General features: G+C 62.7%; 17 protein-coding genes and 1 pseudogene. 3 read left to right on the top strand and 15 right to left on the bottom strand.

Features of this window, described 5'->3' with window-relative positions:
* Positions 1–10: 10 nt before the first annotated feature.
* Positions 11–499, bottom strand: coding sequence for a hypothetical protein (locus H1204_RS21085; RefSeq protein ID WP_180732579.1), 489 nt, complete (start codon positions 497–499; stop codon positions 11–13).
* Positions 500–691: 192 nt separating this feature from the next.
* Here H1204_RS21085 and H1204_RS21090 point away from each other — a divergent pair, with 192 nt between their 5' ends.
* Positions 692–907 carry a hypothetical protein gene (locus H1204_RS21090; protein WP_180732580.1) on the top strand — a complete coding sequence of 72 codons (216 nt, stop codon included), beginning with the start codon at positions 692–694 and terminating at the stop codon, positions 905–907.
* Here H1204_RS21090 and H1204_RS21095 read toward each other — a convergent pair.
* The 8 genes from H1204_RS21095 to H1204_RS21130 form a co-directional block, all read right to left on the bottom strand.
* Positions 904–2,352, bottom strand: coding sequence for an NAD-dependent succinate-semialdehyde dehydrogenase (locus H1204_RS21095; protein ID WP_180732581.1), 1,449 nt, complete (start codon positions 2,350–2,352; stop codon positions 904–906). The two genes, H1204_RS21090 and H1204_RS21095, sit on opposite strands and share 4 nt — an antisense overlap.
* Before the next feature lie 890 nt (positions 2,353–3,242).
* Positions 3,243–3,623, bottom strand: coding sequence for a PaaI family thioesterase (locus tag H1204_RS21100; RefSeq protein ID WP_180732582.1), 381 nt, complete (start codon positions 3,621–3,623; stop codon positions 3,243–3,245).
* Positions 3,624–3,703: 80 nt separating this feature from the next.
* Positions 3,704–4,717 carry a substrate-binding domain-containing protein gene (locus H1204_RS21105; RefSeq protein WP_180732583.1) on the bottom strand — a complete coding sequence of 338 codons (1,014 nt, stop codon included), beginning with the start codon at positions 4,715–4,717 and terminating at the stop codon, positions 3,704–3,706.
* A 36-nt stretch (positions 4,718–4,753) separates the two neighbouring features.
* Positions 4,754–5,866 (bottom strand): ABC transporter ATP-binding protein, encoded by a 1,113-nt coding sequence (locus H1204_RS21110; RefSeq protein ID WP_243468739.1) that lies wholly within the window; start codon positions 5,864–5,866, stop codon positions 4,754–4,756.
* A 10-nt stretch (positions 5,867–5,876) separates the two neighbouring features.
* Positions 5,877–6,785, bottom strand: coding sequence for a carbohydrate ABC transporter permease (locus H1204_RS21115; protein WP_180732584.1), 909 nt, complete (start codon positions 6,783–6,785; stop codon positions 5,877–5,879).
* Complete coding sequence (locus tag H1204_RS21120; RefSeq protein ID WP_180733249.1) at positions 6,785–7,708, bottom strand: sugar ABC transporter permease; 924 nt, start codon at positions 7,706–7,708, stop codon at positions 6,785–6,787. The genes H1204_RS21115 and H1204_RS21120 overlap by 1 nt, the downstream gene beginning before the upstream one ends.
* Before the next feature lie 39 nt (positions 7,709–7,747).
* Positions 7,748–8,992, bottom strand: coding sequence for an ABC transporter substrate-binding protein (locus H1204_RS21125; RefSeq protein ID WP_180732585.1), 1,245 nt, complete (start codon positions 8,990–8,992; stop codon positions 7,748–7,750).
* 82 nt (positions 8,993–9,074) lie between these two features.
* On the bottom strand, positions 9,075–10,463 hold the full coding sequence (locus H1204_RS21130) for a GH1 family beta-glucosidase (RefSeq protein ID WP_180732586.1): 1,389 nt from the start codon (positions 10,461–10,463) through the stop codon (positions 9,075–9,077).
* Between the two features lie 385 nt (positions 10,464–10,848).
* Between H1204_RS21130 and H1204_RS21135 the strand changes: the two genes are divergently transcribed.
* On the top strand, positions 10,849–12,042 hold the full coding sequence (locus tag H1204_RS21135) for an acyltransferase (protein ID WP_180732587.1): 1,194 nt from the start codon (positions 10,849–10,851) through the stop codon (positions 12,040–12,042).
* A 78-nt stretch (positions 12,043–12,120) separates the two neighbouring features.
* On the opposite strand, the gene H1204_RS21140 is transcribed toward H1204_RS21135, so the two are convergent.
* The 6 genes and pseudogenes from H1204_RS21140 to H1204_RS21165 form a co-directional block, all read right to left on the bottom strand.
* Positions 12,121–13,185, bottom strand: a complete 1,065-nt coding sequence (locus H1204_RS21140) for a hypothetical protein (RefSeq protein ID WP_180732588.1) — start codon at positions 13,183–13,185, stop codon at positions 12,121–12,123.
* Positions 13,186–13,383: 198 nt separating this feature from the next.
* A complete protein-coding gene (locus H1204_RS21145; protein ID WP_180732589.1) occupies positions 13,384–13,557 on the bottom strand; it encodes a hypothetical protein in 174 nt (57 codons plus the stop codon).
* Between the two features lie 87 nt (positions 13,558–13,644).
* Positions 13,645–15,472, bottom strand: a pseudogene (locus H1204_RS21150) (diguanylate cyclase).
* Positions 15,472–16,464 (bottom strand): extracellular solute-binding protein, encoded by a 993-nt coding sequence (locus tag H1204_RS21155; protein ID WP_243468740.1) that lies wholly within the window; start codon positions 16,462–16,464, stop codon positions 15,472–15,474. The pseudogene H1204_RS21150 and the gene H1204_RS21155 overlap by 1 nt, the downstream one beginning before the upstream one ends.
* A gap of 862 nt (positions 16,465–17,326) precedes the next feature.
* Entirely contained in the window at positions 17,327–18,856 is a 1,530-nt protein-coding gene (locus H1204_RS21160) for a HAMP domain-containing sensor histidine kinase (protein ID WP_180732591.1), read from the bottom strand.
* The gene (locus H1204_RS21165; RefSeq protein ID WP_035989577.1) at positions 18,853–19,584 is read right to left on the bottom strand and encodes a response regulator transcription factor; all 732 of its coding nucleotides are present in this window, start codon (positions 19,582–19,584) and stop codon (positions 18,853–18,855) included. Before H1204_RS21165 ends, H1204_RS21160 begins: the two co-directional genes overlap by 4 nt.
* A gap of 191 nt (positions 19,585–19,775) precedes the next feature.
* Here H1204_RS21165 and msrB point away from each other — a divergent pair, with 191 nt between their 5' ends.
* On the top strand, positions 19,776–20,309 hold the full coding sequence (gene msrB / locus H1204_RS21170; protein ID WP_180732592.1) for a peptide-methionine (R)-S-oxide reductase MsrB: 534 nt from the start codon (positions 19,776–19,778) through the stop codon (positions 20,307–20,309).
* The last annotated feature ends 4 nt before the right edge of the window (positions 20,310–20,313 follow it).

Below are 20,313 nucleotides of genomic sequence, written 5' to 3' on the forward strand. Positions count from 1 at the left end.
CGCAGTGTAGTCATTGCGATGCAACAACAGAAGCGGAAGCTTGCTCGGCGAGCGCGCGGAAGTTCTCGGGCGTCGCGAAGCCGAGATACTGCGTCTGCATCTCGGGTGTCAGCACTTCGATCAGCGTGCTGTTTTCGATCCATAGCTCGATCACGTCGAAGAAGTTGTTGCCGCGCGTGCACCGCACGGCACGCCATCCTTCGCGCTCGCCGATCGCGATCACCTGCTCTGCCGACAGCGGCGACGCGACGGCCATGTGAAAGCCGCTGTATTGCGCACGCGTGTTCGTCATCGACGCAAGCGGCTCCTGCGTGTCGCCGGGCGTGAGCGTGAGGTTGCTCGGATAGGTCTCGATGATCGTGCCGCGGTCGTCGCCTGCCACCGCCATCCACGCGCCTTCGAAAGGCGAAAACGGCGCGGCGAAACCGCCCCACACTTCGGCAAGCGTGCGCGCGACGCGCTCGGGATTTTGCGTGGGAATGGACGCATGAAAGATCATCGAAACTCTCCAGTGACTCGTGACGTAACGGACGACGTTCAGGCGCAATGGCGCCTCACGTTGGGGCCTGCGCGCCGTGCGTTTTCGTTTTTCTTGTCACGCGCGCGGCATGGGCAAAGCAGCGAATGGCTGCCTACGCCCATCTTGCAGCGGCAACACAGTGAGTAGTAGGACGGTAGCGATCTGCCGCGTTTGAAAACGAAGCAACGGTATGAGCATTCGATGCGCGGGCGTGCGGCATCGAACGCCATGCTAGAAGCGCAGCGTGATGCCACCAATCGGGAGTTTTACCAACAGCTTTCGATTCGTCCGACGAACCGGCTGGACGCGGCGTTCGCGATGCGCGTCTTTCAGCAAACCGCCCGCCATTGCAGCGGGCGGCATGTCTGCGTTTTCAGCAGACTTTAGACGGCCATGACCGTGACGGCCTTCGTCACGAGATAGGCTTCCATCGCTTCCGGTCCGCCTTCCGAGCCGTAACCCGAATCCTTGACGCCGCCGAACGGCATTTCCGGCGTCGGCGTGGCGGGCTGGTTGATCCACAGCATGCCGACTTCGAGGTTCTGCGACAGCAGGTGCACGTTGCGGAACGACTTCGTGAACGCATAGCCCGCGAGACCGAACGGCAGACGGTTCGCTTCGGCGATGGCGTCTTCGAGCTTGTCGAAGCCGCGGATTGCGGCGATCGGGCCGAACGGTTCGTTGTTGAACACGTCGGCTTCGAGCGTCACGTCCGTCAGGACGGTCGGCGCGAAGAAGTTGCCTTCCGAGCCGATGCGCTCGCCGCCCGTCGCGACCGTCGCGCCCGTTGAGCGCGCGTTCTCGATGATGCTCGCCATCGCCGTCAGACGGCGCGCGTTTGCGAGCGGCCCGAGCTGCGTGCCTTCGGCGAGGCCGTCGCCGACCTTCAGGCTCTCTGCGTGCTTGACGAGCGCCGCGGCGAATTCTTCGCGGATGCTGTTGTGTACGAGGAAACGTGTCGGCGAGATGCACACCTGGCCTGCGTTACGGAACTTCGCGCCGCCTGCTGCCTTGACGGCGAGCGCGACGTCTGCGTCTTCCGCGACGATCACGGGCGCGTGGCCGCCGAGTTCCATCGTTGCGCGCTTCATGTGCTGGCCAGCGAGCGCGGCGAGCTGCTTGCCGACGGGGGTCGAGCCCGTGAACGTGACCTTGCGGATGACGGGATGCGGAATCAGGTAGCTCGAAATCTCGGCGGGATCGCCGAACACGAGGCCGACGGTGCCAGCGGGCACGCCTGCATCGACGAACGCTTGCAGAAGCTGCGCGGGCGATGCGGGCGTCTCTTCAGGCGCCTTGACGAGGAACGAGCAGCCGCTTGCGAGCGCGGCGCTGAGCTTGCGGACCACCTGGTTGACGGGGAAATTCCACGGCGTGAACGCCGCGACGGGGCCGATCGGCTCCTTGATAACGAGCGATTGCGCATTCAGATTGCGCGACGGCACGACGCGGCCGTAGACACGGCGGCCTTCGTCCGCGAACCATTCGATGATGTCGGCGGCCGACAGCACTTCGACGCGCGCTTCCGCGAACGGCTTGCCCTGTTCCTGCGTCATCAGGCGCGCGATGCTGTCGGCGCGCTCGCGCACGAAGGCGGCGGCCTTGCGCATCGTGGTGGCGCGTTCGTTGGCGGGAACCTTGCGCCACGCTTCGAAGCCCTTCTGTGCGGCTTCCAGCGCGCGGTCCAGATCGGCCTTGCCCGCGTGCGCGACCTTGCCGATCGGCTTGCCCGTCGCGGGATTGACGACGTCGAGGGTCTTGCCGCTGGCGGCGTCGCACCACTCGTTGTTGATCAACAGACGGGTATCGGTGTAGCTGCTGGATGTGACCATGCTGTGTTCCTGAGGGTTTTTTGCGCGCTGCGCGCGCGGGCTGGAATTCTTTGTGGGAATGTTGATGTTAACTGATTGCTGGGAAATATGCCGGGAGGTGGTGGTTTTTTGGGTTGTCTGCGACGCTGTGGGGCTTTGCCTTGGCGCTGGCAGCGGCGTTGTGGTGGTTTGCCTGTGTGTTCGCTGGCATCCGCGCTACGGTGTTTGCCGTTCACGCGTCGCCCCTGTGCGGGGCGGCACCTACTTTTCTTTGCCGCCGCAAAGAAAAGTAGGCAAAAGAAAGCGGCTAACACCGCCAACATTTCTTCTTGCCTGAGGGCCCCCAAAGGGTCTTACGCCTCACACGGCAACGGCTCTGCTGGCGCGTGTTGCCAACGCTTGGAATAAACGCATCACCCGCTTCGAATGCATTTGCACGGGCAGGCGGCAGCGAATGGTATGTGCCGCCCAGGTGGCAAACTGTGTGTAGGTTGTCGCGTCGTATAGCTTGGCGCTCCTACAGGGTGGAACGCCTGCGCTATCGGTCCGAAGTGAGGCGTGCGAGGCACTACGGCCGACACACAGTTTGCCACCTGGGCGGCGGTGGAATGTCTGGCACGGCATGATGCAGCGCGGGTGCGTGAAGCGGGTGATGCGCACCGCAAGAGCGTTGGCAACGAACATGGGTCACGTGATTGCCGTGTGAAGCGTAAGACCCTTTGGGGGCCCTCAGGCAGAAACTAGACCTGGCGGTGTGAGCCGCTTTCTTTTGCCTACTTTTCTTTGCGGCGGCAAAGAAAAGTAGGTGCCGCCCCGCACAGGGGCGACGCTTGAAGCGCGCTAACAAATCGCGGATGCCAGCGTAAAGGCACGAAAACCAACCAGCGTCGCAGACAAAAAAACACCCCACCTCATGCGTACTTAAAAACCCCTTGCGCGCTAGCGATCAACACCTTGTGATCGACCCATGCCTCTGCGCGAGCAAAGAACACAGACCGTCCCTTACGTTCAAGAAACCCTTTACTAATGACCTTTTCCCCGAGCCCTTTGTCGAGGTAACTAATCGTCAACGACAAAGTAAACGCATGAATCGGGTCCGCTTCACTATAAAGACCTGAATACCCCGCGGCAGCGTCAAGAAGCGTAGCAATCGCGCCACCTTGCAACACACGCTGACGGTTGAGCGTCTCGGGCCGAATCGGCATCGTGAACTCGGCGTAACCGTTCTTCCATTCGGTCAACTCAACCGCGAGCGATTCGAGAAAAGGATTATCGAGAGACGGCGGCTGCATAAAATCTCCTGCGTCGCATAAACCTTCATGCTAATCCAGCACCGCAAACCGCAACAGATCAAGGCACCGCCGACACACTTTCACGCCGCTTTCGGCGGCCCAACGGAAGCCCGCATCGACACCGTCACGGGAAACTCGCGAAAGATATCCCACTTGGTCCCATAGCACTGGTTAATGAGCCAGCGCACCGCATTCTGCGTAAGTTCAGCAGTCGGAATATGCACCGACGTCAAAGCAGGCGCCGAATAAGCCGCCGAATAATCATCGTCATAGCCGATCACGGACACATCGCCGGGCACCGAAATGCCCAACTGCTGAAACCGCGCAAGCGCACTGACGGCCATCGTATCGTTTGCACAAAAAAGCCCAGTAAACGGCACGTTCGATTCAAGCAACTGGCACGTCGCCGCATAACCGCCTTCCGGCGAGAAGTCGGATTCAATCAACGGCACCGACTCACGCGCAATGCCGTGACGTGCCAGCTCGTCGAAGAACCCTTCAAGCCGCTCGATATTGTCCGACGCCGTATACGGCCCTGAGATCACAGCAATCTTGCGATGCCCATGCTCCAGCAGCGTGGCCGCCGCAATCTCGCCACCGCGCCGATGATCGGCGCAGAACGACGCATCAGGCAACGCATCGAACGCGCGGTTGAGAAAGACCATCTTCGGATGCATCCGGTGCAACTGATCGAGGTCTTCATCGTGCAGATCGTGACTGATCACGACGACCCCATCGCAATCGCGCCCGATCAGAAACTGCACGGCTTCGAGCGCCTGCTCACGCGGCGTCGATTCGCCGCAACCCGTCGCCACCACCACGTGCCGGTGCACCGAGCGCAGTTCGAGATCGGTCTGCTTGAGGATCGTGCCGTAGTACGAGCCGAAGAAGGTCGGCACGAACAGGCCGATGATGCCCAGTTGCTGCGTGGCCATCGCGCGGCCAATCGACGAAGGCCGGAAGTTGAGTTCGGCGATCGCGGCCTGCACGCGCGCAGCCGCCTCGGCCGATACGGGTCCTTTGCCGGAAATGGCGCGCGAGGCTGTCGAGAGCCCCACGCCCGCCAGCTCCGCTACATCTTTGAGGGTCGCCACGGTGTCTCCGTCCGCTTGTATTGTTGGGCGTGCCGTTCAGAGGCGCGCCCCGCCCGCCTCGTCGAACAGCGATATATGTGCGCCGTCGATCGCGAACGCCACTGAATCGCCAACGGCGACGGGCGTTTTCTCCTGATCGATCGACGCTATCTGGGTGCCATGATAATCGAGCCAGATAACCCGGTGGTTGCCCATTGGTTCGATAAGCGACACTTGTCCGCGCTGATTCGAGTCCGCGCCGATCCGCACGCGCACGTCCTCGGGCCGCACGCCCAGCACGCACGGCTTGCCGTAGTCGGGCTGCGCGGCGAACGCGTATTGCGACACGTCGAGATCGAGCTTCGCGCCCGTGAAGCGCGCGCCATCACCCTGAGCATGCAGCGTGCCGTTTAGCAGATTCATCGCCGGCGAGCCGAGAAAGGTCGCGACGAACAGGTTCGCGGGGCGCGCATACACCTCCGCAGGCGTGCCGAACTGCTGGATCACGCCGCTCTTCATCACGGCCATGCGCGTGGCGAGCGTCATCGCTTCGACCTGGTCGTGCGTCACGTAGATCATGGTTGCGCCCAGGCGCTGATGCAATTGCTTCAGTTCGCGGCGCAATTCGGTGCGCAGCTTCGCATCGAGATTCGACAGCGGCTCGTCGAACAGAAACACGTCGGCTTCGCGCACGATCGCGCGTCCGATCGCCACGCGCTGCCGCTGTCCGCCCGACAGCTGCGACGGTTTGCGCTTGAGCAAAGGTCCGAGTTGCAGCATGTCGGACGCACGCGCCACGCGCCGCTCGATCTCCGCCTTCGGCGTGCCGTTGATGCGCAGCGCGAACGACAGATTGCGCTCGACGCTCATGGTCGGATAGAGCGCATACGACTGGAACACGAGCGCGATGCGCCGGTCTTTCGGATCGGCCCACGTCATGTCCTCGCCGCCAATCTCGATGCTGCCCTCCGTCACGTCGATCAAACCGGCAATGCTGTGCAGCAACGTCGACTTGCCGCAACCCGATGGTCCGAGCAGTACGACGAATTCGCCTGCGCGCACGTCGAGATCGAGCGCGTCGATCACCGTGTTCGCGCCGAGCTGGATTTTCAGGTCGCGGACCGCGACGTTTGCAACGTTCGCGTTCGCGATGTTCGGTACGGTTGCCATATTCGTTCCTTCAACCCTTCACTGCGCCGGACGCGATGCCGCGCACGAACCAGCGGCCCGAAATGAAATACACGGCGAGCGGCACGACGGAAGTCAGAATCGTCGCCGCCATGTTGACGTTGTAGATCTTCTCGCCTGTCGTCGTGTTGATGATGTTGTTCAGTTGCACTGTCATCGGCAGGTTGCGCGTGCCTGCGAACACGAGGCCGAGCAGGTAGTCGTTCCAGATGTTCGTTACCTGCAGAATCATCGCGACGACGATGATGGGCAGCGACATCGGCAGCATCAGTTGAAAGAAGATGCGCCAGAATCCGCCGCCGTCGATGCGCGCGGCCTTGAACAGTTCCAGCGGAATGCCCGCGTAGTAGTTGCGGAACAGCAGCGTCATCACGGGCATGCCGAAAATCGTGTGAATGATCACGATGCCGGGGAGCGAGCTGAACAGATGCACGCTCGCGAGCACGCGCACCATCGGGTAGATCATCACCTGATACGGAATGAACGCACCGAGCAGCAGCACGCCGAAGAACACGCCCGCGCCGCGCGGCCGCCAGAACGACAGTGCATAGCCGTTGATCGCGCCGATCACGATCGAGAACACCGTGCTCGGCACGACGATACGCACCGAGTTCCAGAAGCCCACGCGGATGCCGTTGCAATCGAGTCCCGTGCACGCCGACTGCCATGCATCGCTCCACGGTTGCAGCGTGAAGTGCGCGGGCAGCGCGAGCAGATTGCCCAGGCGGATTTCGTCCATCGGTTTCACCGACGTCACGAGCATCACGTAAAGCGGCAACAGGAAGAACAGCGCCGCGATGATCAGAAAGCCATAGATGCCCAGACGCGACGGCGAAAAGCGCTTCTTGCGCGCATGCCGCTGGCGCGACACACGAGCGGACGGTCCAAGCGTCGTGCTCATCACACCTCCTTGCGCGACGCGCTTCGGCTGCGGGCATACAGGAACGGCGTAAGTATCGCGAGCACGGTGGCCAGCAGCACGATCGACGCGGCCGACGCGAGCCCGATATTCGCGCGCCCGAACAGATAGTCCATGATGAACTTCGCGGGCACTTCGCTCGCCGTGCCGGGACCGCCCTGCGTCATCGCAACGACGGCGTCGAACAGCTTCACCACGGCGACGAACAACAGCACGAACGCGGTGGAGATAGACGGGCCGAGCATCGGAATCACGATGCTCACGTAGACGCGCCAGCGCGGAATGCCGTCGATGCGCGCGGCCTTCCACAACTCGTCGTCGATGCCGCGCAAGCCCGCGAGCATCACGGCCATCACGAGGCCCGACGCCTGCCACACGGTCGCGATCACGATCGTATAGATCACGAAGTCCTGATCGACGATCCAGTCGAAGCGCGCATGCGTGAAGCCCATCTTGTGCAGCAGCGACTGCGCGCCGAGTTCAGGATTGAGGATCCATTGCCACACCAGACCCGTCGCGACGAACGACATCGCGTACGGATACAGGAACACCGTGCGCAATACGCCTTCCGCCATCACGCGCTGATCGATGAAGATCGCCAGCAGCATGCCGATCACGAGACACGCGACGATGAAGCACACACCATAGACGGCGATGTGCTGCAGCGACACGAGCCAGCGGTCGTTATGAAACAGCCGCACGTATTGCGTGAAGCCGACGAAATCGTTCGACGGAAACGTGCGCGAGTTGCTGAGCGACACGCGCGCCGTCCACAACATCGTGCCGAGATACGCGCAGACAACCGTGACTACCATCGGAATCAACGCGATCCATGCGGCGAGCGACCAGCGCTTGCGCAGAGGCCGCCCGCGCGTCGCCGCGACGGGCCTGCGGCTCGCTGTCATGTCAGGCAAGGCATGCGACTTGAGCGTGCCCATCGCGCGTCAGCCCTTCAGTGCGCTGGCAAAGGCCTTTTGTGCATCGTCGACCGACTGGTTCTTGTTCCAGAAGTTCGTGATGACGTCCGTCAACGCGCCCTGCATGTCAGGCGACAGGAGCATTTCGGGGTTTGGCAACTGGCGCGACTTGTCCTTCATGATCGCGATGCCCTCCTTCGCGCACATGTCGAGTTGGTTCACGTCGACGTCGGGCCGGATCGGGATCGAGCCTTTCTTCGCGCTGAACGCGACCTGCGCCTGCGGCGAGGTCATCACCGTCGCAAGCAGGTTCTGCGCCTTGATCGCCGTCGCGTTGTCCGTCTTCGGGAACACGAACACGTCGCCCGCCACCAGATATGGCGAGCGCGGACCAAAACCGGGGAAGCAGCCGAAGTCCTTGCCGGGCGCCTGCTTTGCCGCCGAAAATTCGCCCTTCGCCCAGTCGCCCATGATCTGCACGCCCGCCTTGCCGGAGATCACGAGCGCCGTCGCGTCGTTCCAGTTGCGTCCCGGCGAGCCTGCATCGACGTAATCATGCAGCTTCTTGAACGACGCGAGCACCTTCTTGAACGCATCCGATTTCACCGCGTTCTGGTCGCGGTCGCGATACACCTTCAGATACAGATCGGGTCCGCCGACATCGGCGAACACGGCATCGAACGTGATCTTCTCCTGCCACGGCTGGCCGCCCAGCGCGAGCGGAATCACGCCCGACTTTTTCAGCTTGTCGAGATCGCCGACGAATTCATCGAAGCTCTTCGGGTCGCCCGCAATGCCCGCTTTCGCAAACACCGGCTTCGAATAGAAGAACCACGCGGGCATGTGGATATCGACGGGCGCCGCGTAGTAATGGCCATTGACCTTGATGCTGTCGAGTATCGATTGCGGGAAGATGGCGGGCCAGTTCTCCTTCGTGGCAACGGCATCGACGTTGTTGAGCAGGCCCTGATCGATCAGGTCATGAAACTGCTTCGACGTGTTGAACTGCGCAGCCGTGGGCGGATCGCCGCCGACAATGCGGTTGATCGCGGTCGCACGCGCCTGGTCCGCGCCCGCCACGGCGTTGTCGACCCATTGGCCGCCCGCCTGGTTGTACGCATCGGCGAACTGCCGGATGGCCGCCGATTCTCCGCCCGACGTCCACCAGTGAATCACATTCGCCTTCAACGGCTCCGCTTGCGCGATGACGCCCGTGATGGCCAATGCCAGTGCAATACCGCTTTTCAACGCCCACTGTTTTCTGCTGTTCATTCCGTCTCCTTCAGGCTCGTGGCCCGATTTATCAGGTCGACTGCTTATCAGCTTCTCGTGACTGCGTATCCGCGCGTCGTTATCAGCGCTGCTGTTTGCGCGCCTCGATGAACTTCGCGATCAGTTCGCCGCTGCGTTTGACGGTGCGCTGCTGCGTGCCGTAATCGACATGCACGACGCCGAAGCGCCGCTCGTAACCGAACGCCCATTCGAAGTTATCCAGCAGCGACCAGACGAAGTAGCCGCGAATATCGACGCCCTGCTTCACGGCCTGATCGACGGCGGCCAGATGCCGCTTGAGGAACGCGATGCGCTGCGGGTCCTCGACACGGCCGTTCTCCACCTTGTCGTCCGAGGCCATGCCATTCTCGGTGATGTAGATGGGCGGCAGGTTCGGATACGTACCGTGAAATCCCGTCAGCAGGTCTCGCAGCCCGTCCGGATGGACTTCCCAGCCCATCTGCGTGCGTTCGACATCGGCCAGCGGCGCGTCGACGAAGCCGTGCGCGCCATCGCTCTTCACATTGGTGCGGAAATAATAGTTGATGCCGAGAAAATCGAGCGGCGCCGCGATGGTTTGCAGATCGCCTTCGAGCACGAGCGGCTCGGCGCCCGGCCACAGTTCCCATAGATCGACCGGATACTCACCCTTCAGAAGCGGGTCGAGAATCCACGCATTGTGCTGCACTTCGAACAGATGCGCGGCGCGCTGGTCCGCTTCGCTCTGCGTTGCGGCCGTACCGCGCCCCACGTTCGCCACGATGCCTTTCATCGACGACGGATCGTTCGCGCGCAATACCTGCGTCGCGAGTCCATGCGCGAGCAGCAGATGATGCATCGCCTGCGTCGCATAGCGGATGTTCGCAAGACCGGGCGCATGATGGCCATTGCCGTAGCCGAGGAAGGCCGAACACCACGGCTCGTTGAGCGTCATCCACGCGTCGACGTGGCCCGACAGTTCGCGGCTCATCAGGTCCGCGTAGTCGGCGAAACGATAGGCGGTCTCACGGTTGAGCCAGCCGCCGCGATCTTCCAGGTGCTGTGGCAAGTCCCAGTGATATAGCGTGACGAAAGTCTGCAAGCCCTTGTCCTTCAGCCTGCCGAGCAGCCGCTTGTAGAAATCGAGGCCCTTTGCGTTCGGGCGCCCCGCTTCGTCCATCACGCGCGGCCACGCAACCGACAGCCGGTACGCCTCGAAGTTGAGCCCCGAGAGCAAGTCGAGATCGCTTTCCCAGCGGTGATAGTGATCGCAGGCCACGGCGCCCGTGTCGCCCGCGAGCACCTTGCCCGGCGTCGCGGAGAACGTATCCCAGATGGACGGCAGGCGGCCATCCTCGTTGACGGCGCCTTCGATCTGATACGAGGCCGTTGCCGCGCCGAGCAGAAAGTCCTTGCGCCAGAGCACGGAGCCGGCGGACGGCGTGAACGGATCGCTTTGCTGACTGCCGGGTGCCACTGCATCGTATGCCACGGAACCTCCTCTCGTTGAATGGTTGATGCGCCTTCGAAACGAATCGGTCGACAGATTCGAAACTCGAGTGGAAGCGCTTCCACATGACCTGCGCACGATATCAGCGGCCCTTTCGGCGCAGCAATCAGGGTTTGTCTGGATCGGACAAAGCCAGTCCGAAATCGCCATGCAAAGCGCATTGCAATACGGTCACGACCGGGTCGCGTTTCACGTGTCGTGACAATCAATCGGTGCCGGTACACAACGCGCAACGGGGATTGCTCGGCCAATGTCTCGGTGTTTTCCGACACCTAAGGGTTGAACCGGAAAGAAGGTGATGGCAGACCGTTAAACTGAACTGTCGATGCGGAAACTTTTGGCGCATCCTTTTAAGAATGAGAGCCCAATGCGAGCGACGACCACTCAGGCCAACGGCATCGTTCCTGCGCTGACGAGCATCCGCTTTCTTGCGGCGCTGACTGTCGTCCTGTCGCATTACCGCGAACTCGATCTGCTCAATACGCCCGTTCCGTTCTTCGATTTCGTCGATGGCGGGCGCTCGGCTGTTTCCCTCTTCTTCGTGCTCTCGGGCTTCATCCTCACGTACACGTATCGCGATGAACTCGCGACGCAAAGCCCGCATAATTTTTACGTCGCGCGCGTCGCACGCATTTATCCGAACATCCTGTTCGCGCTCGCCATTGCATCCGTCACGACCGCGTATCTGGTCATCTCGCACAACGATGTGCTGTTCCTCAAGTGGTTCGCGCTGAAGACGTCGATCAATCTTTCACTGGTGGTGAGCTTCATTTGCCAGGTGTTCCTGATCACCGCCTGGTTCCCGTTCGCCGCGATCAATCAGCCGTGGAATGGTCCGGCTTCGAGCGTGTCGTGCGAGGCGTTTTTCTACGCGCTCTTTCCGTTTATCCTCGCGCGCTTCGTGAAGATGCGCGCATCGACGCTGGCCGCCACGCTGGTCGGCATCTGGATCGCGCAGGGCCTGATGATCCTGTTCATCATGGCCGCGTTCCCCGTCTCGCGCAGTCACTTTCTTGCGGGCGCGCTGCCGCTGTGCCGGATCGCCGAATTCATGCTTGGCATCGGCGCGGCGCTCGCATTCCAGAGCTTGCGCACGCGCGGCGTGTCGATGCACAAGCGCGGCATCGCGCTGGTGTCGGGTTCCGTCGTCGTGCTGATCGTGCTCGCGCTGTGGCAGCCTACGACGCCCGTGTTCTATCCGCAAAGCCCGTTCTTCGCGACCTTGATTCTCGGCCTTGCGCTGCTCGAGCGGCCCGTGATCGGCCTGCTGAATCAGCGCTGGCTCGTGCGCTTCGGCGAAGCGAGCTATGCGCTCTTCCTGATTCACGTGCCGCTTGCGTATCTCGCGTGGCTCGTGGGTTTTCGCGCGAGCAACGGCTGGATTCCACTCACGTTCACGCTGCTGTTCAGCGTCATCGTGTTCACGTATTTCGAAGAGCCGATGCGCCGGCGCATTCGCTCGCGTTTTCGCAGCAAGCCGCTCGTGCCTGCCAACGTGGTCGCGGAACCCGTGCCTGTCGATCCAGCCGTGACGGTTGGGCCCGGCATGAAGCCGGGCTGAGCTTCCACTTTCACGTCACACCCAAAACACAAACGGCGCTTCACGCGCCGTTTGTGTTTGTACGTCTGCCTTGTTCATTTACGCCCAGTGCGCCGGAATCCACACGCGGCCGATCCAGTGTCCCGGAATCCAGACGGCGGGACGCGGCTTCGGTGCGACATAGACGACATGCGGGGGCGGCGGCGGAGCCACGACCACGACACGTGCGGGCGGCGGCGGCACGACGACGGGAGCCGGCGCGACCACTACAGCGGGCGGCGGCGGAGCCACGACGACGGGCGCAGGCACGGGCGCGGCGACGACCACAGCGGGCGGCGGCGGGACGATCACGGGCGGCGGCACCACGACAGCCGCGCCGACCGTCGTCGTGCCCGTTACCACAGCCGTGCCGCCCGTCGTGACGACGCCGCCGTGCACGACCGTGCCGCTCGTCGTCACGGTGTTGCCGTGCGTTCCCGTCGCGCTGCCCGACGTGACGACCACGCCAGGAGCAACACTCGTCGCGCTGCCCGAGTGCGAAACCGTGCCGCCGTTGCTGCCCGTCACGGTGCCCGAGCGCGAGCATGTCCAGCCGCTGCAGTTCGTCGATGCCGAGTGGTTGTAGCTGTTGCCGTTTCCGCCCGTCACCGTTCCCGACGACGAGTATTGGCCGGCGCCGTTGCGCGTCACTTCACCCGACGTCGATGCCGTCTTGCCGTCAGAGCCCGTCATCGTGCCCGTATGCGAGCAGGTGCCGCTGGCGCAGCTGGTGTCGCCGGAATGCTGGACCGAGCGGCCGTTCGGTCCGTACGCCGTGCCCGAGTTGGAGAACTGGCCCGGCGACGTGCGTGTGACGCTGCCCGAGTTACTCGCGACGCCGCCGTAGGGGCCGGCCACGCCGCCTGCGTGATTGCAGGTGCCGCCGCTGCAGTAGCCGCCGTGCGCGCCGTTGTATTCGCCACGCGACGTGTACGCGGTGCCGTGGCCGTACCAGCCGGCCCATGCGGGCACGCTGACGAGCGACGCGCTAGCGCCGATCACCGTCGCTGCCGCCGCCAGCGCGATGCGGCGCGACATGCCGCCCGAAAAGCCGCGCGCAGCGGATGCCGTCGAACGATTCAGCAGACCAGACAACGAAGAGAAGATGGGCGAGCGGGTTTTCACGGCAGTGTCCTTCACGGTTCGGGCCACTTCGCGTTTGCAGTGTGGCGACGGAATGAATCGTAGAAGAAACTGCCCTTCAGGTCAGTTCAAAAACTATGTCGGGAAATGTCACAACCCGCGTCACAACCCGCGTTACGGCGGGTCACGGCGACGTGAAAAAAATGCCTGCGCCGTGACCTGCGTGCGTGCGATGAAGCGCTATGAAGAGCGGTCGCGTCCACGCGCGCGGGTCGCGCCGGTGACGACGCCGATGCCGAGCAGAATGACGGCGACGATCAAGACGTAATGCTGCGCAATGTGCATGGTGACGAGGGCCCACGACACGCCGCCAATGAAAATCAGCCAGCCGATCAGGTAAATGGCCAAGGTCATCGGGTTCTCCTTTCCGCTTTGACATGCAAGCGTTTTGCAAGAACCATGCCGCGTGGAAAGCGAAAACACGATGCGTCTGTGCAGCCCTTATGCAATGACGTCGGTGCCGTCGTCGGCGGGCTCGACCTTTTCGGATTCGCGCTCGCGTCGGCGCTGCTTGCCGCGTTCGGCGCGCGCGCGCCGCATGTCGATCAGTTCGCCATACGACAGCCACGCACCCGAGCCGCCCGACTTCGCCGCGTACATCGCGGCATCCGCGTTGAGCAGCAGCGCTTCGGCGGAATCGCCGTCCGCCGGAACTGGCTGATGCCGATGCTCGCGCCCACGGCCATCGGCTGGTCGTCGATCGTCAGCTCGTCGTCGAGCGTTCGCACGATGCGCGCGGCGATCGTGGGCGCCGCATCGGCGGAACGCTCGCCCTTGACGAGCACGATGAACTCATCGCCGCCCAGGCGCGCGACGATGTCGCCGCTATGCAGCACCTCCTGCAAACGGCGCGCGACGACCGCGAGCACGTCGTCGCCGACGGAATGGCCGTATTGATCGTTGATCTGCTTGAAGCGGTTCAGGTCGATGAACAGCACGGCAAGGCGCTCGCTGCTGACCCGCGCCCGGTCGATGGCTTCCTCCAGCTTCTGCATGAAGAGCATCCGGTTCGGCAGTCCCGTCAGTCCGTCGTGGCTCGCGAGATGTGTGAGCTCGTGCTGCTTGCTGCGCAGTTCGTCCATCTGCACGCGGATCTCGCGGCGCATGCGGTCGAAGCAGCGCGCGAGCACGCCGATTTCATCGGTGCGTTTGAGTGGCAACGCGTCCACCGCGTGGTCCGAGAAAAAGTGCGTGGCGGCGTCCGCGAGAATATGCAGCGGTCGCGTCAACGCGCGGGCGAACAGAATGGCGAGCAGGATCGCGAACGCACTGAAAGTCAGCACCATCCGCACGATGCTGTTGCCGAGCATGTTCGCGCCGACGAGCACGTCGTGCAGCGGCTTCCCGAGCCCGATCACGATGAAGCGGTTGCCCTGCGACTCGCCGAACGGCCGGCGCACGAACGAGAATACGTGGCCCGCCGCTTCGTTCGATTGCGTGAGGCCATTCAGCAGCACGGGCTGGGTCGACTGCTCGAACAGTGGTTTCGTCGCCGTGAAGCTTTCCTGCATGAACACGCGCCGGCCCTTGTCGAAGCCGAACGTCAGCGACGGGTCGGGATGCACGAGAAAATCGCCCCACTCGTTGGCGAGATAGACCTGATAGTCGGCGGGGAGATCGGCTTGCGAGAGCCGCAACAGGCTCGCGAGATCGACGTCGATCACGACCACGCCGACCACGTCGCCGCGCGCGTTGGCGACGGGCGTGCCGACCCGCAGCGTCGGCTTGCCTTCGGCCGCATGCGCGCCGTGCTCGTGATTGACGGCAATGGGGGAAATGTAGACGCGTCCCGGCAGCAGCGCGAGCGTATCGAACACGTACGCGAACTGCCCTTTCTCCTGCAGCGCGCTTTCCTGCACGCGCACTGCCCGCCCGATTCACGGTCGATACGGATCAGCTCCAGCCCATAGTGGTTGCGCGCGATGAGCCTCACCTGCAGATACTCGGGATGCTGCGCGATAAAGCTCGCGAACACCTGCGCGAGCCGGTCGCGCGTCGGGTTGTCGACGGACCTGCCGTCGTCGTTGAGCGCGACGGTCGCGGCCGACGGCATCGTCGACAGCACCAGGGCGTCTGCGGCGATGTCGTTGATCGCCATCGTGAAGCGCTGGCCGAGCAGTTCCGTCGACGTCAGCAGGCTGCGCTCCGCTTCGTGCACGAGCATGGTGCGGTTCGCGCGATACGCGTAATAGCCCGTCGTGCCGGACGCGAGCACGCCGATCAGCGCAAGCAGCACCGAGAGCTTGAAGGTGAGCCCGGGGCGCATCATCAGAAACGCTCCGGGCGGTCGCCCGAGACGATGCGGCTCCACAGGGCCTCGCGTTTGTCGATGTTCTCGACGGGCTCGGTCCAGAGGATGTAGCTCTTGTCCGTGTTTTCAGGCGGCTCGGTGAGCGTGTTGGCTAGACCCTGGCGCTGCGTCAGCAGCCGGCTGACGTCCGGCTCCAGCATGTAGTTGATCCATGCGAGCGCGAGCGGCCGGTTCGCCGCCGCGCTCGTCATCGACCAGCAGTCGAGCCATGCGAGCACGCCTTCGTCGGGAATCACGTAGCCGACGTCGGCGCCCGCGCGGCGCAGCATTTCGAGTTGCTGCGTGCCGTAGTTGCCAAACATCAGCGCGACCTTGTGCTGCACGAAGAACGCAGCGGCCTCTTCCGGCAGGTTGTAGTAGGTCAGCAGATTGCGCCGCAGATCGATCAGCTTGCGCGTGATGGTCTGCATCTGTGCACTGTTCAGCTGAAACGGATTCGGGTAGCCGAGCGCGAGCGCCGTGAAAGAGAAATTGTGCTGCGCGCTGTTGTAGTCGAGTACCTTGCCGCGATAGCGCGGATTCCACAGTTCGTTCATCGAATGGGGTGGGACGCTCACCTGCTTGCGGTCGTAGATGAGGCCCATCGTCGAATAGGTGAACGGAATGGCGTAGACGGCGCCTTGCTTCGTCAGTCCGTCGATCGACGACAAGGCGCGAAAGCGCGGCAACTGCCGTTTCGTGTTCGGCAGACTGTCGAGATCGAGCGGCGCGAGCAGATTGTCGTGCGCGTAGCGCTGGATTTCAGCCGTATTCGCCGCGAGCACGTCGAACTGCGGTGCCTTGCCCTGATGCATCTTGTCCCACAGCGCTTCATCGGAGTCGATCAGCGTGACTTCGACTTTCGCGTGATAGCGGCTCTCGAAACCTTTGACGACGTCGGGATCGGCATAGCCCGGCCATGCGAGCACGCGCAGCACGTTCTCGGCCGCTGACGCATTCGCGATCAGCATGCAGCAGCCGATAAAAAGGATGACTGAGTCAAGCAAACGATTTGAACGGACGGCCGCACGCGCGATGCGGGCAGGCGTGCCCTGCCGCCGGACACATGCATTTGAGTAGCACCACCGCATTTCGTCTGTCCTTATTGCGATCCGACTTCAATGCACTTCAAAGCGCACACCAGGGGCGGCATCGGCTCGATGGCGGTGATGCGGCCGCCACACACGAGGGAAACGGCATTCGGTCGCGTGCGAGAGACGCGCGACGCTTTTCTTCGGGAGAAGGAACAGCAGTCTAGCGGAATCGCGCGCGTCAAAATATACCCTGTTGTGGTCTAACTGCAGATAACGGCCTGCATGGCCGCTTCTTTAACGATTGGCGTGGTCGAAGTTTTCAAACAGCGTTTCAGAAAATTACCGAAGGTAAGGTGCGTGGGGCGCACTTCAATTTTTCGTGCGTTTCAAACTGGTGTTTGGATTCGGCTTGTTTTGTAGGGGTTTTATGTACTTGCTGGGAAGGGCTTTTATGCCATTGCGCTGGCATCCGCTTTTGAACCTGTGCGGCCTGGGCGGTTTGGTTTTGGCTTGGTTTTGGTTTGGTTTGGTTTTGGTTTGCTTGTGTTTGCGCTGGCATCCGCGCTACGGTGTTTGCTGTTCACGCGTCGCCCCGCACAGGGGCGACGCTTGAAGCAAGCTAACAAAACGCGGATGCCAGCGCAAAGCCAAAAGCACACGGGCGACGCGTGAAGCACGCTAACAAATCGCGGATGCCAACGCAGCGGCATAAACACCAAGCGCCTCGCGGATGCCAACGCAAACGCAGAAAAACCAAAAAACCAAAAACCCAAACCGCACGAACCCCTGCGTGCAAAATCTACTGCATGGACGCCACCGCGCGTCCCCCCTTCTGCACACTACCCGCCGGATGCAATTCAAAGCAAAACGCGGTCCCCGCGCCATCCCGCTCAACAAGCCGTATCTGGCTATCATGCAACTGCAACATGCGCTGCACGATCAGCAGCCCCAGCCCACCGCGATGCGCGCCGCCCGACGTGAACGCGCGCTGGAACAGGCCCGCCCGCACCTCCTCCGACATGCCCGGCCCTGTATCGCTCACCGTCACCGACACCTTACCGTCGCGCACCGCAAGATCAACATCGACGGCGCCCGCATCCGGCGTATGACGGATCGCATTATCGAGCAGATTGGTCAGCACGCGCTCGATCATGCCAAGGTCCGCCGTCACGTTCGGCAAACGCGGCGGAATGTCCGCGCGCAGCGCGATATGCCGCGCTTCGGCCGACAGCTCGAACTTCTGAAACACGTCCTGCAACAGATCGACCAGCGAGAAATCCTCAAGCGCAAGCTGCACGTTTCCGTGCTCCAGCCGCGCGAGTTCGAACAGCGACTGCGCAAGCCTGCCGACCTTCACGCTCTGCCCAAGCGCGATAGCCAGGTATCGTTTTCGCTCGGCGTCGCTCAGCGTGTCCGACTTCATCGACAGCGTTTCCAGGTAGCCATGCAGCGAAGTCAGCGGCGTGCGCAGATCGTGTGAAATGTTCGCCACCAGTTCGCGTCGCTCCTGGTCCTGCCGCGTCAATGCGCGCCATTGCTGACCGATGCGCTCGGCCATCTGCGCGAACGTCGATTCGAGCGTCGCGATTTCGTCGCGCGAATTCGAAGACGATGGGCGCGCCGCGTTGGCAATCGACGGCTGCATATCGGGCTGCAAATCCGGCTCGCCGTTCGCATCGAACTTGCGCATCGCGTCAGTGAGACGTCGCAGCGGCCGTGTGATCAGCCCGAACGCCATCAGCCCCGCCACCAGACCGAGCAGCGCGACGACGGCCATCGACCACAACGTCGTGCGCAACACCGAGCTGGCCGCGACACGCGCCGCGAGCGCATCGTGCGCCTCACCTTGCAGCACGACATACAGGTATTCGGGTGGCCGGTCGCTCGCATGCGGCAGCAACGCGGCGCTGAACACCTTGCGGCCGTCGACGCTGCGCGGGTCGTCGCCGAGTATCGGCAGCGGATCGCCGGCGATGAACTCGCGCACCGGCCGCACGTCGACCTGCATCCGCTTCAGGTGTCCGGCGGGCGCATCGTCGCCTTCGATATGGCCATTCTGATCGAGCAGATACACCTCGACGCTCGGATTGACCACCATCAACTGCCCGAAAATCTCACGCAACGCTTCCTTGCGCGAGCCGTCGTTGCTGTCGTCCGATAGCGCCGGACTGTGCGCGATATGCGAGGCGAGATCGCGCGACAGGCTCTGGATCACTTCCTTTTCGTGCAGATCGCTCGAACGTATTTGCAGCCACGCCGACGCGCCGCAGCACGCGAGCAGCAAGATGGAAAACACCAGCGACAGCCGCTGTGTCAACGACAGATTCACGACGCGTCTCCTTCGTGCGCCGCAGGATCGGCGACGAACTTGTAGCCGCGTCCCCACACCGTCAGGATGCGCGTGGGCTGCGCGGGGTCGGCCTCGATCTTCGCGCGCAGCCGGTTGATGTGCGTGTTCACGGTGTGCTCGTAGCCTTCGTGCTGATAGCCCCACACGGCGTTCAGCAGATCCATGCGCGAGAACACTTTGCCCGGACGGCTCGCGAAGAAGTACAGCAGATCGAATTCGCGCGGCGTCAGTTCGATCCGCTTGCCGTCGACGCTCGCCTCGCGCGTGAGCGGATCGATGAACAGCCCGGCGAGGTTCAAGCTGCCCGCTTCCATCCGCGCGTCTTTCGCCATCGCATCGACGCGTCGCAACAGCGCCTTCACGCGCGCGACCAGTTCGAGCACGGAAAAAGGCTTGGCGAGATAGTCGTCCGCGCCGAGTTCCAGCCCAAGAATGCGGTGCACTTCGCTCGAACGCGCGCTGGTGATGATGATGGGCGTATAGCGCGCCATCGCGCGGGCACGCCGGCAAATCTCCAGGCCATCCACGCCCGGCAGCATCAGGTCGAGGATCAGCGCGTCCCAGTTGCCCTGCTCCAGCAACCGCAGCCCTTCGTTGCCGTCGGCGCTATGGACGACCTCGTAGCGTTCGTCCCGCAGGTGCAGGCTCAGCACATTCGCTATGTCGACATCGTCTTCGACAATCAGTACGCGCTTCGGATGGTCCATCGGGTTGGTTGAATGAACGAGGGATTGAATGCAGGGATTAAACGTTGCCATACAACGTTTACAGCACTGACATTGTGCAGAATTTTCGGCCGCCGGGTTATCACAATTAATTTAAGTTTTCGTGAGGACCCGGATATCACAGCGGACTTACGCTACGCCATATTCAATCGAGTCGCACCAAGGAGCACACGATGAAAAGCCGCAGGCGGTTCCTGTTATCGGGTGGCAGCGCGCTCGCCGCGCTGGCTGCGCTCACGCACTGGCGGGCGTTCGCAGCGGGCGCGCCGGGTGCAGCGGACGCGAAGGACGCAGCAGGCGGTGCACCCGCCCGCTTCGAAGTCACGCGCACCGATGCGCAATGGCGCGCGCAGCTCACGCCCGCGCAATACCACGTGCTGCGCGAGGAAGGCACCGAGCGCCCGTTCAGCAGCCCGCTGAACGACGAGCATCGCAGCGGCGTGTTCGCCTGCGCGGGTTGCAGCCGCGAACTGTTTTCGTCGAGCACGAAGTTCGACAGCCACACGGGCTGGCCGAGCTTCTGGGCGCCGCTCGATCATGCCGTCGCGACGCGCGAGGACGGCTCGTGGGGCATGGTGCGCACGGAAGTGCATTGCGGGCGCTGCGGCGGGCATCTGGGGCACGTGTTCGACGACGGCCCGAAGCCAACGGGCCTGCGCTACTGCATGAACGGGCTCGCGATGACCTTCACGCCGCGCGCCGCCTGACATC

This window comes from Paraburkholderia sp. PGU19 (assembly GCF_013426915.1).
Classification (GTDB): domain Bacteria; phylum Pseudomonadota; class Gammaproteobacteria; order Burkholderiales; family Burkholderiaceae; genus Paraburkholderia.

Bases quoted from the DNA above. Each gene is read 5' to 3' on its own strand.
- H1204_RS21145 (WP_180732589.1), bottom strand. From the start codon at position 13,557: ATGACCTTGGCCATTTACCTGATCGGCTGGCTGATTTTCATTGGCGGC.
- msrB (WP_180732592.1), top strand. From the start codon at position 19,776: ATGAAAAGCCGCAGGCGGTTCCTGTTATCGGGTGGCAGCGCGCTCGCC.
- H1204_RS21120 (WP_180733249.1), bottom strand. From the start codon at position 7,708: ATGACAGCGAGCCGCAGGCCCGTCGCGGCGACGCGCGGGCGGCCTCTG.
- H1204_RS21115 (WP_180732584.1), bottom strand. From the start codon at position 6,785: ATGAGCACGACGCTTGGACCGTCCGCTCGTGTGTCGCGCCAGCGGCAT.
- H1204_RS21165 (WP_035989577.1), bottom strand. From the start codon at position 19,584: ATGGACCATCCGAAGCGCGTACTGATTGTCGAAGACGATGTCGACATA.
- H1204_RS21100 (WP_180732582.1), bottom strand. From the start codon at position 3,623: ATGCAGCCGCCGTCTCTCGATAATCCTTTTCTCGAATCGCTCGCGGTT.
- H1204_RS21110 (WP_243468739.1), bottom strand. From the start codon at position 5,866: ATGGCAACCGTACCGAACATCGCGAACGCGAACGTTGCAAACGTCGCG.
- H1204_RS21125 (WP_180732585.1), bottom strand. From the start codon at position 8,992: ATGAACAGCAGAAAACAGTGGGCGTTGAAAAGCGGTATTGCACTGGCA.
- H1204_RS21085 (WP_180732579.1), bottom strand. From the start codon at position 499: ATGATCTTTCATGCGTCCATTCCCACGCAAAATCCCGAGCGCGTCGCG.
- H1204_RS21155 (WP_243468740.1), bottom strand. From the start codon at position 16,464: ATGCTGATCGCGAATGCGTCAGCGGCCGAGAACGTGCTGCGCGTGCTC.
- H1204_RS21095 (WP_180732581.1), bottom strand. From the start codon at position 2,352: ATGGTCACATCCAGCAGCTACACCGATACCCGTCTGTTGATCAACAAC.
- H1204_RS21135 (WP_180732587.1), top strand. From the start codon at position 10,849: ATGCGAGCGACGACCACTCAGGCCAACGGCATCGTTCCTGCGCTGACG.